The sequence below is a fragment of the Variovorax sp. GW822-FHT04A09 genome (assembly GCF_058801005.1).
The window spans coordinates 16400-30217 of record NZ_JBXAMV010000008.1 but is presented as its reverse complement, the minus strand read 5'-3'; the positions used below and the strand labels follow the sequence as shown (position 1 = coordinate 30217).

Here is a 13818-nt window from a genome sequence, read left to right as displayed (position 1 = left end):
TTCACGCAACCAGGCCTTGCGGTGTCGGAACCGATGCGCACAGGGCGGTCTACAGTCCGCCAAGCTCAATGTTCCGGGGCAGCAGCGGCTCGCGGTCGTCGGCGGTCTGCGCTAGCGGTAGCGTCTTGAACAACGCGACGAGGTACTGATAGGGCTCGACGTTGTTGGCCTTGGCGGTTTCGATCAGCGAATAAAAGATTGGCACTGGCGTTCGTGCCGTCGACGGTGCCGGCGAACAACCACGAGCGTCTTCCGCCGACGAAGGGCGAATCGTGTTCTGCACCGGATTGGAGTCCAGCGGCCGGGCGCCGTTGCCCAGGAACCACGCGAGCTTGGGCCACTGCCCGTGCAGGTACTGCAGTGCTTCGCCCAGCAGGTTCGACGGCGCAACGCTGTGCAGATGCATGAGCAGCAACCGCTCGATTGCGCACAACTGCGGCGCTGTAGTGCAAGCGCAGCCGTAGTCGTAGTCGTAGCGCGGGCGTCCAGTCCCCGGCCAGCGCCTCCGCGCAGTACAGCTTGCCAATGAGTCGCACGAGCCGGGTAGCGATCTGATCCGGTGAGCGAGGCTGCCTTTGGTATGGCCTCCTCGGCCTTGATCAGTGGTCGACGTGCGTGAACCCGGCACCAGAGATGCGTGAGACCATCGGCCTTCGCGATGCCTCGGCGATCTGGACTGGCCGCAGAAGGCGACAGGCCGCGCATCACCCCACCTCCACCGTCACCCGCAGGAACGTCGCGGCGATCAGGCAGGTGTTGGGGTACTGGCTCTGGTTCTGGCTCTGGAACAGCGTCACCAGTTCCGTGCGCAGTTCGTCGGTGCGCCCCGCCTGGGCTGCCGCGTCGAATGCGTTCATGGTCGGGCCATAGAACTGCCGGAACGTGTCGACGAATTCCGCCGCCGAGCCTTTGAAGTCGAAAATGTAGCTGTCGCGTTCCCAGCTGATGGCCTCCGAGGCAACGCCCGCCGCGCCGAAGCGTTCGATGATGTTCGGGGTCGATCCCCAGCCCATCGGGCTCACGAAGCCCTCGGGCGGCGGGGGCGCATACGACGAGCTGATCTTCAGGATCTGCGCCACCAGCGTCGGGTCGTTCGGGATCCAGTTGCCCATGAGGATGCGGCCGCCCGGACGCGTGACACGCACCATCTCCCGTGCCACGTCGAAGGGCTTGGGCGCGAACATGGCGCCGAACATGCTGATGACGAGGTCGAAGGACTTGTTCTCCAGCCGCAGCTCGCAGGCGTCCCCTTCCTCGAACCTGCAGCTGGCCGACAGCCCGGCCTGGGCCGCCCGCCGGTTGCCCGCGGCGACCAGGTTGGCTGCGATGTCGACGCCCAGCACCTGCGCGCCGAGCTTGGCGGCCGGGATGGCGGTGTTGCCGTCGCCGCAGCCGAGGTCCAGCACCTTCATGCCGGGCGTGATGTGCGCGTGCCGCACGACGTCTTCACCGCTCTCGCGCATGCTCTCGGCGATGCGGGTGAAGTCGCCTTTCTCCCAGAGGGCCTTGTTCGGGTTCATGACTTCACCTTCTCGATCATGTGGTCGATCACGTGCGTGTGCTCGTGTTGCGGGCTGAACATCACGATCTCCGCGTCGGCGTCGACCTTGACGTTGTGGCCGGGCGGCCAATAGAACAGGTCGTTGGTCTGGACGGTCTCCTGCTCCCCGGCGTCGTCGGTGGTGGTGATCTGGCCCTTGAGCACGAACCCCCAGTGCGGGCACTGGCAGGAGTTGTGGTTGTTCAGGCCCTGGAAGAGCGGCGTCGTGTCGACGCCCGCCGACAGCGTGAAGTACTCGCCGCTGATCTTGCTGTAGCCGGTCGCGTCGCCGAAATTCAGACGCTGCCGGATCAGGGCACCGGGAATTTCCATCTTCACGTCGACGGCGTCTTTTGCGATATGCATGAGGTACTCCTTGAGGGTCCGCGGGCGCGAGGGTGATGCGTCTATTCGTTGCACCCGCCAGATTCGATAGACGGCATACTGATGCTCCACGCTTGGCGTTCCTGAAACGTTCCCGGCCCGTGCCGGGGGAAAGGAATCGCGATGTCGCCCCCACCGACTCCGCCGTCCGAAGCCGTGTCCATCCGGCTGCTGGGCCCGTTCCACCTGAGGGTGGCCGGCGATGACCCGCAGATTCCACCAGTGCCGCTGACCCGGCGCGCCGCCGAGCTGTTGCAGCTGCTGGCATTGCAGCCCGGACGCAGCCTGGCGAACGAGCAGGTGGTGGAAGCCCTGTGGCCGCACCTGGACCCCGACGCGGGCAGCGCCAACCTGCGCAAGGCCGCACACCACGCGCGCCAGTTCATCGGCCAGCCCGACGCCCTGGTGCTGCGAGGCGGCCGGGTTTTCCTGCTGCCCGACCAGGCGGTGGCGTGCGACGCCGAGCAGTTCGAGCGCACAGCGGACGAGGCCCTGCGCAGCGGCGATCCGCAGGCCTGCAAGGCGGCCGCGCAGCTCTACGGTGGCGACCTCCTGCCGGACGCCCGCTACGAAGCCTGGACCGAGGCGCCGCGCCAGCGGTTGCGCGACAAGTTCCTGCGGCTGCTGCGCCAGACCGGCGACCTGGAACGGCTGGTGCGCGAAGACCCCACCGACGAGGCAGCCCATGTCCAGTTGATGCGCGAGGAACTGGCGGCCGGGCGGCGCTCTTCGGCGCTGCGCTGGTACGGCCACCTGCGCGACCATCTGCAGCAGACCCTGGACATGCGCCCCGGTCCGCCGGCAGAGGCGCTGTACCGCGAATGCGTGGCGGGCCTGGAAGGCGCCGCGCCGCGTTTCGTCGGCCGTGCCATGGAGCTGGTGCGTGTCCTGGGGTGGCTGCGCGCCAGCCTCGCGGGCCGGCCGGGGGGCGCGGTGGTGCGCGCACCGGCGGGAATGGGCAAGACCGCGTTCTGCCGCCGTGTCGCCGAAGAAGCGCGGGGCCTGGGTTGGCAGGTGCGCTCGTTGCAGGCCGGCGACTGGACCCGGCCCTACGGCATCGCGGCCGACCTGGTGGAGCCCTTGCTCGGCGAACTGCCGGACGCGGCGCAGGCCATCGGTGCGCACGCTCAGGCTGTGCTGGCGCAGATGACCGCCTCGGGCGACGTGAAACCGCTGGCCCTGCCGCTTGGGCGCCACCAGATGGTGGGCGCCGTGCGCCGGCTGCTGCTGGCCACCGCTGCGCACAAGCCGGTGCTGCTCATCGTCGACGATGCGCACGCGGCGGACGACGCGAGCGCTCAGGCGCTGACGCAACTGGCTGCGAGCGGCCCCCCGGTGTTCGTGTTGCTTGCGTGCCGGCACGCGCTGCCGCCGCTGCTGGATCGGAACACTTCCCGCCTGCAGCGCGCCGGCCAGCTGGAGGCCCTTGAACTGGGGCCGCTGTCCGAGGAAGAAGCCGCGCTGCTCGCGGCCCGCTCAGCCGACGCACCGATGACGGCCGAGGCCGCCACCGCCATCGCGCGCCGTGCCGAAGGCCTGCCGTTTGCCGTGGTCGAGCTCGCGCGCGGTGCGGCCACCTCAGACGGCGCCACGGCGGTGATGTCCCGCAGCCTGTCGTCGGCCCTGGCCGAACGCCTGTGCGACCTGGACCCCGGCACGACGGAGGCCCTGCGCCGGTTGGCCTTGTCGGCCGAAGATTTCGACGTGGCCACGGCCGTGGCGCTGGCCGCCGACGAAGGCCACGACGCATTGGCGCGCCTCGACCAGGCGCTGGCCGCGGGCGTGCTGGTGGTCGCCGATGGCCGCTACCGCTTCCGCCACGCCCTCGTGCGGGACGCGCTGGCCGAAGGCATCCCGCCGCACCGGCGTGTGCTGCTGCACCGCGACGTGGCGGCGCGGCTCGCGCAAGGCGGTGCGGCACCGGGCCTGGTGGGCCATCACTGGCTTGCCGCGGGCGATGCCGAGCGGGCGATGCCGTGTGCGCTGGCGGCTGCGCGCCAGGCCTTTCGCCTCGGCGCCTACGAGGACGTGTTGCGCCACGTCGAGCCGCTGCTCGCGCACCGGGCGGCGCAGCCCGAAGCCCTGGCGCTGCGTGCCGAGTCCCTGGACGCGCTGGGCCGGCCCGGCACGTTGGCCGCCTACGATGCGGCCGCCGCCGTCGCTGCGGAGGCGCTGTCCCACGAACTGCGCGCCAAGCGGGCCTTGGCGCAAGTGAAGATGAGCGATCCGCCCGGTGCCCTGCAGTACCTGAAGGACGTGCATCCCACCACGGTGGCGGGGCGCCTCGCCGAAGCGCTGGCCTACAGCGGCGCGGCCGCCCTGGGCTTCGGGGATCCCGCCGAAGGCACGCGCCGGTCGGCCGAAGTGCGCCGGATCGCCCTGGAGACCGGCGACGAAGGCACGCTCGTGATCGCCTCCTGGTCACAGGCCGCGGCGGCGCACGCGCGCGGCGACCTGCACGGCAGCGTGTGGGCCGACCTTAAGGAGACGAGCCACCTGCCGCAGCTGGCGGTGCGCGTGTTCGACGGCCACCTGTGCATCACGCAGCGCTTCCTCTACGGCTCGCGGCCCTATGCAGAGGTCATCGCGTTCGCCGATGCGCTGGCCATGGAAGCGCAGCGGCTGGGCGCGGCGCGCGGGCATGCGTTCGCGGTCACGCTGCGCGGCGAGGCCTGGCTGCTCAGCGGCCAGCTCGACGCCGCCGAGCAGGACCTGGTGGCCGGCGGGCGCATGCACCGCGCGATCGGCGGTGCGACGGGCGAGGCGCTGTCGCTGCAGCGCCGCTCCGAGCTGGCGATCTACCGCGGGCAGATGGACCGGGCGCGCGGCCTGCTCGACGAAGCGCTCGACGTCGCGCGCCAGTCCGACGTCGGCTTCCACCTGCTGGACCGCATCTACGGCACCCGCATCGCGATGGCCACGCAGCCCGACGCCGCGCTGGGCGTGCTGGAGGAGGCCGAGGCCAACGTGCGCGGCCCGTTGGAAAGCTGCCCCGGCTGCCGCATCACCTTCGCCATCCCGGCCACCATCGCGGCCGCGAGAGCCCACGAACTGGACCTGGCGGCCAGCCACCAGCAGCAGTCCGAATACCTGGCCAACGTGGTGATGAAGCTGCCGGCCTGGTACGCGTCGCTGCACGAGGCGCAGGCCCACATCGAACGGGCCACCGGCCGTGTCGCTGCCGCGCGCGAAGGCTTCGCCGCGGCGGCGCGGGAGTTCCACGCCTGCGGCCATGCGCTGGACGCCGCACGCTGCCGGGAGTTGGCCAGCTAGGAAGTCCGCGCGGCACCGGCGTGACGAGCGGACAGCGAGACGCTGCGCCGCATGAGCCAGGCCGGTCTCACGCCTTGCGCACGAATTCCGACTTCAGCTTCATCGCGCCAATGCCATCGATCTTGCAATCGATGTCGTGATCGCCATCGATCAGGCGGATGTTCTTCGCCTTGGTGCCGACCTTCACGACCAGCGACGAGCCCTTGACCTTGAGGTCCTTGATGACGGTGACGGTGTCGCCGTCGTTCAGCACGTTGCCGACCGAATCCTTGATGACCCGGCCCTCATCGGCCGCGCTTTCGGCGGCAGCGCCCGAGGCGGACCATTCGTGAGCGCATTCGGGGCAGACAAGGTTGAGACCGTCTTCGTAGGTGAATTCCGAATGGCATTGGGGGCAAGGGGGCAGGGTGCTCACGGCGGTAGGTAGGGTCCGTATCGGTTGAAGGACGTGGATACTAGCCTGCCCTCATGGACGCAGGTCCTGTTCCTGTTGGCCGCAGCGGCTCAATCCAAGGTGTCGAAGAGCCGGAAGATCCACGACAGCTGGTAAGCCAGCGTGCCCGCGACGAAGGCCGTGTGAAAGCGCGGGTTGGCCGACCGGGCTGCCGCGATGCACAGGCCCACGAGGATGGGCGTGCGGATGAGGTACTCCATCGCAAAGCGGGCGAAGTGCGCCTCGCCCTTGATCAGCGTGTCGACCACGTCGAGCAGGTAGGTGGCGGCCAGCAAGCCGAAGAACCACGCGCGGCGGGCGTAGAAGTAGTCGCGGTAGCTCGCGTAGTCCTGCATGCTGTCGGGAAAGAGCAGCGCGCACAGCAGGAAGAGCAGGATCGCGTAGCTGACGATGAAGGCGTAGGTGCCGAAGGTCCAGCTGTCGATCTGGTACAGGCCGAACTCCCACCACCAGAAATGCACCAGCGCCAGCAGCACCGAGGCGACCCAGGCCAGGTGCACGGCATAGAGCCGGTACTGCGTCGGGTGCTGCACGATGCGTGCGACGCCCGACAGCAGCCGGGTCACGCCCAGGCCGATGACCATGCCCATCACGACGCGGATGTGCGGAAAGATGTCGTGGGCCGAGATGGCTTCTTGCTGCATTCGAGAGTGCCCGTTCGAATGGATGGGGCCCCAGTCTAGGCCGCCCGCGTCACACCTCCGCGCCTTCGACCAGAAAGCGCAGCCGGCGCACCCCTTGCCACTCGTCCGCATCGAGCCGGAACGCCAGCTTCACGCGCGGCGGCAGCGGCTCGGTGTGGCTGAACCAGATCGCGTCGATGGGCTGGCCCTGGTGCTTGAGCTTGAGCGCCAGGTGCTTCTCGCCCACCAGCCGCTGCGACACCACCTCGACCTCTTCGCTGAAGGTGGGCGGCGCGAAGCCCTGGCCCCAGACCTCGCGGTGCAGCGTGTCGACGAGGTCGATGCGCATGTACTCGCGCGCGATGGGCCCGTCGGTTTCGATCTGGCGCGTGAGCGCGGCCTCGGCCAGCCATTCGCCGGCGACCTGAGCCAGCGCGCGCTCGAAGACGGGAAAGTGCTCGCGCGCCACGGTGCAGCCCGCGGCCATCGCGTGGCCGCCGAAGCGCAGCAGCACGCCGGGGTGGCGCTTGGCCACGAGGTCGAGCGCATCGCGCAGGTGAAAGCCCGGAATCGAGCGGCCCGAGCCCTTCAGCTCCTGCTCCTTGCCCGGCGCCGCGCTGGCCGCGAACACGAAGGTCGGGCGATGGAAGCGGTCCTTGATGCGCGAGGCCACGATGCCCACCACGCCCTCGTGGAAGTCCGCGCCGAACACGCTGATGGCCGGCGGTGGCGCTTCGACGCCTTCGCCATCGGCCGCGAACAGCGACTCGGCCAGCAGCAGCGCCTGGTCGCGCATGCCGCCCTCGATGTCGCGCCGCTCGCGGTTGATGCCGTCGAGCATGCGCGCGAGTTCGTCGGCACGGCCCGCGTCGTCGGTCAGCAGGCATTCGATGCCCAGCGTCATGTCGGCCAGCCGGCCGGCCGCGTTGATGCGCGGGCCGAGGGCAAAGCCGAAATCGAAGGTGGTCGCGGCCGAGGCGGTGCGCCCCGCCGCCTTGAACAGCGCCGCCACGCCGGCCGGCATCGCGCCCGCACGGATGCGGCGCAGGCCCTGCGCCACGAGGCGGCGGTTGTTGGCGTCGAGCTTTACCACGTCGGCCACGGTGCCCAGCGCCACCAGCGGCAGCAGCGCATCGAGCTTGGGTTGCGTGGCGGTGTCGAACACGCCGCGCGTGCGCAGTTCGGAGCGCAGCGCGAGCAGCACGTAGAACATCACGCCGACGCCGGCGATGCTCTTGCTTTCGAACTCGCAGCCGGGCTGGTTGGGGTTGACCATCACGTCGGCCAGGGGCAGTTCGGGGCCCGGCAGGTGATGGTCGGTCACCAGCACCTGCAGGCCGCGCGCCTTGGCGGCGGCCACGCCTTCGACGCTGGCGATGCCGTTGTCGACGGTGATCAGCATGTCGGCGCCGGCCGCTGCCACGCGCTCGGCGATCGGCGGCGTCAGGCCGTAGCCGTCCACCACGCGGTCGGGCACGAGGTAGCTCACGTGCTTGCCGCCCAGCAGGCGCAGGCCGCGCACGCCGACCGCGCAGGCGGTGGCGCCGTCGCAGTCGTAGTCGGCCACGATGCACAGGCGCTTGTTCTGCGCGATGGCGTCGGCCAGCAGCACGGCGGCTTCGCGCGTGCCGCGCAGCGTGTCGGGCGGCAGCAGGCGCGCGAGCCCGTCGTCGAGCTCGTCCTTGCCGCGCACGCCGCGTGCCGCAAAGAGGCGCGCCAGCAGCGGGTGCACGCCGGCCTGTTCCAGCGCCCAGACGGTGCGCGGCGGGATGTCCCGGGCAATGATCTTCATAGGGACTCCAGCACCTGCGTGGCGCGGTTGCGGTCGAACAGGCCCTTGGCCCAGCGGGCGAGGCCGCGCGGCTGCACGGTGAAAAGCTGTGCGCCGCGGTCGCCGCACAGCGAGAGCGCCACGTCCGCGCCGCGCGTGAGGTCGGCGAGCAGGCCGGCGACGGCGCCCGCATCCAAGGCCTGCCAGGCGGCGGCCCAGGCCAGGCCGTCGTCGCGCAGCGCGGCGTCGCGCAGCGCGAGTTCGACGACCGGCGTGCGCGTGGCGGGTGGCGAGGGCAGGTCGCCGTCCTTCAGGACGCCGGTGCCGCTGAGCCAGAACGAATTGATCGGCGGCACGCCGCGCGCGGTGCGCTCGTCGTTCACGCGCTGCGTGTACAGCAGCATCTGCATCTCGTTCTGCAGCCGGCGCAGCGGCCGCGAGGCGTCGCCCAGCGGCGACCACTGCGAAATGGGGTACCCCACCGCGCGGTCGATGGAGGCCGTGGCCAGCCCGTCGAAGATGGGCGCGCGGGCGAGCCAGCGGCCCGGTGTGTCGGAGGGGTACAACGCGATGCCGTCTTCCTCGAAGAACGGGTCTGCAACGGTCAGCAGGGCCATCGACTCGGCGGCGTCGATCTCGATGGCGCTCGGGTCGCCCAGCGCCACGTCGTCGATGCCGACCTGCCAGTTGCACAGCGTCACCAGGCCCCAGGCCTCGTGGTCGCCGGGCGCGGCCAGGCCGGTCTTGCGGGCTTCGAGCGCGGCCCAGGGAATGCAGCCGTCGTCGGCGGGGGGCAGGCCGAGCGCGCGCGCCAGGGCGCGTTCGTGCGGCGGGGTGCGGGTGCTGTCGTCCTGCGTGTCGGTGTCGGCGAGCGTCAGGCGCAGCAGCAGGGTTTCGAGGTTCGGCAGCCGCAGGGTCGCGAGCGCCGCGCGGCAAGCCGGGGAACCGCGGCCGGCAAAGGGAATCAACAGATGACGTGGGAGGGGTTCGGCCATTTCCCTATTGTCCGGGATGCCACAATTCCACCGTATGACCTACCCCCTCGCTCCTCACCCCGAGTATTTGCCGCCCCCCGCGGGTGCGCCCATGCCCCTTGAGGCCACGGGGCGAGGCCACTGATGCGATTCCCCTACGAACTGCAGCTCGGCTGGCGCTACACGCGCGCAGGCCGTGCCACGCGACGCAACGGCTTCATCTCCTTCATCTCCGGCGTATCGATGCTCGGCATCGCGCTGGGCGTGGCGGCGCTGATCATCGTGCTCAGCGTGATGAACGGCTTCCAGAAGGAAGTGCGCGACCGCATGCTCAGCGTGGTGTCGCACATCGAGATCTTCTCGCGCGACGGCCAGGCCCTGCAGGACATCGACGCCATCATGGCCGACGCCCGCAAGAACCCCGAGGTGATCGGCGCGGCGCCGTTCATCAACACGCAGGCGCTGATCGCGCGCGGCGAAGACATGAAGGGCGCCATCGTGCGCGGCATCGACCCCGCGCTGGAACCCGAGGTCACCGACACCGGCGGCATCGCCAAGGGAGGCACCTTCGACAAGCTGGTGCCGGGCGAGTTCGGCATCGTGCTGGGCATCGAGCTGGCGCGCTCCATGTTCGTGCAGCCCGGCGACCAGGTCACGCTGGTGGCGCCGGGCGGACAGGTCACGCCGGCCGGCGTGGTGCCGCGCCTGAAGCAGTTCACCGTGGTCGGCGTGTTCGACTCGGGCCACTACGAGTACGACTCGGCGCTGGCGATGGTGCACGAGAAAGACGCCGCCAAGGTGTTCCGCCTCGAAGGCCCGACCGGCATCCGCCTCAAGCTGAAAGACCTGCACGAGGCGCGCGAGGTGGCCGACCAGCTCGCCGTCACGCTGCCGGGCCAGTTCCTCATCCGCGACTGGACGCGCCAGAACAAGACCTGGTTCGCGGCCGTGCAGGTCGAGAAACGCATGATGTTCATCATCCTCACCCTGATCGTCGCCGTGGCGGCCTTCAACCTCGTCTCGACGCTGGTGATGACCGTGACCGACAAGCGCGCCGACATCGCCATCCTGCGCACGCTGGGCAGCTCGCCGCGCAGCATCATGGCCATCTTCGTGGTGCAGGGCGCCATGGTGGGCGTGATCGGCACCGTGGGCGGCCTGCTGCTGGGCCTGGGCATCGCCTACAACATCGACGTGATCGTGCCCTTCCTGGAGCAGCTCTTCCACGCCAGCTTCCTGCCCAAGGACATCTACCTGATCAGCAAGATGCCGAGCGACCCGCAGCAAAGCGACATCATGCCGATCGCGATCATTTCCCTCATCCTGGCCTTCCTGGCCACGCTGTATCCGAGCTGGCGCGCCAGCCGTGTGAACCCCGCCGAGGCCCTGCGCTATGAGTGATGTCGTCCTGAAGGCCCGCGGCCTCACCAAGCGCTTCCATGAAGGCCGCATCGACCTCACCGTGCTGCACGGTGTCGACCTCGACGTGCATGCCGGCGAAACGCTGGCCATCGTCGGCGCGTCCGGCTCCGGCAAGAGCACGCTGCTGCACCTGATGGGCGGGCTCGACGCACCCACCGCGGGCAAGGTCGAACTGCTCGGCAAGGACATCGCGCATGCCGACCCCGCCGAGCAGGGCCGCTTGCGCAACCATCACCTGGGCTTCGTCTACCAGTTCCATCACCTGCTGCCCGAGTTCAGCGCGCTCGACAACGTCGCGATGCCGCTGAAGATCCGCCGCGTCGAGGCCGGTGAAGCGGCGCAGGCCGCGGCAAAAATCCTCGCCAGCGTGGGCCTGGGCGAGCGCCTGCATCATCGGCCGGCCGAGCTGTCAGGCGGCGAGCGCCAGCGCGTGGCCATTGCGCGTGCGCTGGTCACGAAGCCCGCCTGTGTGCTCGCTGACGAGCCCACCGGCAACCTCGACCGCAGCACGGCCGACGCCGTGTTCGCGCTGATGCTCGACCTCGCGCACCGGCACCGCACGGCCTTCGTGATGGTCACGCACGACCAGGACCTGGCCAAGCGCTGCGACCGCGTGCTGCAGCTGGTGGCGGGGCGGCTGGCGGGCTGAGCGTCGGTCAACCGCTCGAGGGGCGTCCTCGGGCTTCCCGCGGCACACGGGATGCGCGCCACGCGCCGGGGCGCAGGAAGGTCTGACGTTGCAACGAGACCGTCACACGCCGGTGACAGCATGCAAGTTTCCCGACTGGCGTGCGCTCCTTGCCGACTCGACTTTTTTCCCTGCCATGGCTTTCGCATCCTCACGGCGGGCGTGACGATGCGCGCGGCATCGTTGCGCCGCGAGGGTGAGCGAGGTGCACCCTGGGTTCGCGGGCTCGGCAGGCCGCAGCGTCGCACTCTGCGCGCTCGCGCTGTCGTCGCTGGCCGGCACGGCCTGGGCGAGCGACGGATCTGCATCGCCGCTGCGTGAGGGCGAGGCCCCGGCCGGCGCGGTTCCAGGCGCGGGTGACGCCGCACTGGCGTTCGACATTCCCTCGCTTCCCTTGGCCGATGCGCTCAAGCGCTATGCCGCCGTCACGCGGCAGCCGGCACTCTTTCGCAGCGAAATCCTGGCCGGGCTGACGTCCTCCGCGGTGCGCGGGCTTTACGCCCCCGACACCGCGCTTGAACTGTTGCTGGAGGGCACGGGCCTGGTGGCCGAAAAGGTCCGCACGGGTTCGGCCGTCACGCTCGCGCTGAGGCCGGCGCAGGCCCGGGCGGAGGCCCCGCGCGCGGCCAGCCTGGGAAGCCTGGCGGGCTACCCTAGCCTGCTGCAGGCGCGGGTCTGGGAAGCGTTGTGCGGCAATGTGCGCACGCGGCCGGGAACGTACCGGTCCTTGCTGCGCTTCGAGGTGGACGAGGGAGGCCAGCTTCGCCGGCCGCGCCTGCTCGGCCTGACCGGCGACGCGGCCCGCGACGCCGAGATGCTGGAGGTTCTGCGGGGCGTGCGCCTCGCGCATGCGCCGCCGCCGGACCTGCCGCAGCCTTTGACGCTGCTCATCCTGCCCACCGATGCGCGCGGCGGAACGCGCTGCCGCGAGGCGGCCGGCCGCTCGCCGTCCTGACCTGTCCATGGCCGAAGACGTCCGCCCCGTGCTCATGGACTACCTGTCCAGGCACTACGACGCCCTCAAGCGCCAGCTGGGCCGCGCGTTGCGCAATGCAGACCTGGCCGAGGACGCGCTGCACGACACCTGGCTGCGCGTGAACGACCAGGGCGGAAGTGAAGCAGGGCCGATCCAGCGGCCGGGCGGCTATCTCGTGCGCATGGCGTTCAACATTGCGCTGGACATCCAGCGTCGTCAGAGCCGCAACCTGCCTTTCGAAGAAGTCGATGCGCTGATGGAACTGGCCGACACGGCGCCGGGACCCGCGCGGATCGCCGAGGCGCGTTCGCAGCTGGACGCCGTGATCCAGTTGCTGGACCGCATGCCGGCGCGGCGGCGCGAGGTCGTCGTGCTCGTGCACATGGAAGGACTGACGCAGCCCGAAGTGGCCCGGCGCCTGGGCATTTCCCTGCGCACCGTCGAATACGAACTCAAGCATGCGCACGATTACCTGAGTGCCCGGATGGCCCATGACAAAAAATAGTTGCGGGATCGGTGCGGCCCGTTCGTCGTACGGAGTGAAGAATCGAATCACCCTGGCGCTCGCAACGGGCCGAGGCCCAGAAGAAGGGTCGCGGCCGTGATGCACGACCCCCTGACGGCACCGGTCGACGATCCCGTCCTCGCTGCCGACACGACGCGGCACGAGGCCTGGGAGTGGCTGCGGCTGCTTCATTCGGGTGCCGTCAAGCCGCAGGACGCCCAGCGCTTCAGGCACTGGCTGGCGCGCAGCCCGGCGCACGCGGCGGTCTTCAAGGAGGCCAGGGCGCAATGGGCCGTGCTCGGTCAGGCCTCTGCCGGCGTGCTGCGTACCAATGCCGATGCGGCGGCGTTTCATGCGCGCCACCGGCCCCGACCGGTGCTCGCGCGCCGCGCTTTCCTCGGTGCGGCAGCGGGCGCGGCGGCCATGGCCGGTGTCGCGGGCGTGGCGGTGTTCCATCCGTCTGCGGGCTTGTGGCCCGCGCCGGCGGGGTGGGGCGGCGACTACCGCACCGCCACCGGCGAGCAGCTGGAGGTGGGCCTCACCGAGCGGGTGCAGGTCACCCTGAACACCCAGACCCGCATCCGGCGCCGCACGGTGGACGGCCGGACGACCGGCGTCGACCTGCTCGAGGGAGAGGCCGCGTTCGATCTGTCGTCGGCCAGCGGCGCACGGCCCTTCGGCGTCGTGGCCGGGGCCGGCCGCAGCCTGGCCGAGTCGGGGCGTTTCGAGGTCCGCTACCTGGACGCCAAGGTGTGCGTGACCTGCATCGAAGGCGCGGTGCGCGTGGAACACCCCGCGGGCGCGCGTGAGCTGCGCGCGCGCCAGCAGACGGTGTACGACGGCACGTCGGTGAGCAGCGTGGCGCTGGTCGGCGCCGCCAACCTGTCGGCCTGGCGCAAGGGCGAGCTGGTGTTCACGCAGGCCCGGTTGTCCGACGTGCTCGACGAGATCAACCGCTACCGGCGCGGCCGCGTGGTGCTGATGAACTCGGCCGCGCGCAGCCGCCTGGTCACCGGGAGCTTCTACATCGCATCGCTCGACCTGGCGCTGGTGCAGCTGCAGCATGCCTTCGATCTCGACGCCCGTTCGTTGCCGGGCGGGTTGACGGTTCTCAGCTGAATCGGGCGGCCGTGGTGCGCGGCCTGAAAAATAAGTTGCGGGGTCGTGGGGCGCTCGTTCGTCGTAGTGCATCGACTCAACTTTCCGGC

The 13818-nt window shown here is 70.2% G+C and carries 12 protein-coding genes and 1 pseudogene; 6 read left to right on the top strand and 7 right to left on the bottom strand.

What is annotated here, in order from left to right:
- Positions 1-49: 49 nt before the first annotated feature.
- From AC1RLW_RS28985 to AC1RLW_RS28975, 3 genes are all read right to left on the bottom strand, one after another.
- On the bottom strand, positions 50-406 hold the full coding sequence (locus AC1RLW_RS28985) for a transposase domain-containing protein (RefSeq protein WP_493195984.1): 357 nt from the start codon (positions 404-406) through the stop codon (positions 50-52).
- Between the two features lie 298 nt (positions 407-704).
- A complete protein-coding gene (locus AC1RLW_RS28980; protein WP_492697784.1) occupies positions 705-1520 on the bottom strand; it encodes a class I SAM-dependent methyltransferase in 816 nt (271 codons plus the stop codon).
- Positions 1517-1906: a cupin domain-containing protein gene (locus AC1RLW_RS28975; protein WP_062473689.1), complete on the bottom strand. Its 390-nt coding sequence runs from the start codon at positions 1904-1906 to the stop codon at positions 1517-1519. Before AC1RLW_RS28975 ends, AC1RLW_RS28980 begins: the two co-directional genes overlap by 4 nt.
- A 141-nt stretch (positions 1907-2047) precedes the next feature.
- Here AC1RLW_RS28975 and AC1RLW_RS28970 point away from each other — a divergent pair.
- Positions 2048-3250 (top strand): annotated as a pseudogene (locus tag AC1RLW_RS28970) (AfsR/SARP family transcriptional regulator); the annotation flags it as partial.
- Positions 3251-5264: 2014 nt separating this feature from the next.
- Here AC1RLW_RS28970 and AC1RLW_RS28965 read toward each other — a convergent pair.
- The 4 genes from AC1RLW_RS28965 to AC1RLW_RS28950 form a co-directional block, all read right to left on the bottom strand.
- Positions 5265-5612: a zinc ribbon domain-containing protein YjdM gene (locus AC1RLW_RS28965; protein WP_095743821.1), complete on the bottom strand. Its 348-nt coding sequence runs from the start codon at positions 5610-5612 to the stop codon at positions 5265-5267.
- 89 nt (positions 5613-5701) lie between these two features.
- The gene (locus AC1RLW_RS28960; RefSeq protein ID WP_062473695.1) at positions 5702-6295 is read right to left on the bottom strand and encodes a hypothetical protein; all 594 of its coding nucleotides are present in this window, start codon (positions 6293-6295) and stop codon (positions 5702-5704) included.
- A gap of 49 nt (positions 6296-6344) precedes the next feature.
- On the bottom strand, positions 6345-8066 hold the full coding sequence (recJ, locus tag AC1RLW_RS28955) for a single-stranded-DNA-specific exonuclease RecJ (protein ID WP_493195983.1): 1722 nt from the start codon (positions 8064-8066) through the stop codon (positions 6345-6347).
- The gene (locus AC1RLW_RS28950) at positions 8063-9040 is read right to left on the bottom strand and encodes a hypothetical protein (protein ID WP_493195982.1); all 978 of its coding nucleotides are present in this window, start codon (positions 9038-9040) and stop codon (positions 8063-8065) included. The genes recJ and AC1RLW_RS28950 overlap by 4 nt, the downstream gene beginning before the upstream one ends.
- Positions 9041-9163: 123 nt before the next feature.
- Here AC1RLW_RS28950 and AC1RLW_RS28945 point away from each other — a divergent pair, with 123 nt between their 5' ends.
- From AC1RLW_RS28945 to AC1RLW_RS28925, 5 genes are all read left to right on the top strand, one after another.
- Positions 9164-10420, top strand: coding sequence for a lipoprotein-releasing ABC transporter permease subunit (locus AC1RLW_RS28945; protein ID WP_062473701.1), 1257 nt, complete (start codon positions 9164-9166; stop codon positions 10418-10420).
- Complete coding sequence (gene lolD / locus AC1RLW_RS28940) at positions 10413-11090, top strand: lipoprotein-releasing ABC transporter ATP-binding protein LolD (protein ID WP_095743838.1); 678 nt, start codon at positions 10413-10415, stop codon at positions 11088-11090. The genes AC1RLW_RS28945 and lolD overlap by 8 nt, the downstream gene beginning before the upstream one ends.
- 235 nt (positions 11091-11325) lie before the next feature.
- On the top strand, positions 11326-12084 hold the full coding sequence (locus AC1RLW_RS28935) for a TonB-dependent outer membrane receptor (RefSeq protein ID WP_493195980.1): 759 nt from the start codon (positions 11326-11328) through the stop codon (positions 12082-12084).
- A gap of 7 nt (positions 12085-12091) precedes the next feature.
- A complete protein-coding gene (locus AC1RLW_RS28930; RefSeq protein WP_493195979.1) occupies positions 12092-12610 on the top strand; it encodes an RNA polymerase sigma factor in 519 nt (172 codons plus the stop codon).
- Between the two features lie 99 nt (positions 12611-12709).
- Positions 12710-13729, top strand: a complete 1020-nt coding sequence (locus AC1RLW_RS28925; RefSeq protein ID WP_493195978.1) for a FecR family protein — start codon at positions 12710-12712, stop codon at positions 13727-13729.
- The last annotated feature ends 89 nt before the right edge of the window (positions 13730-13818 follow it).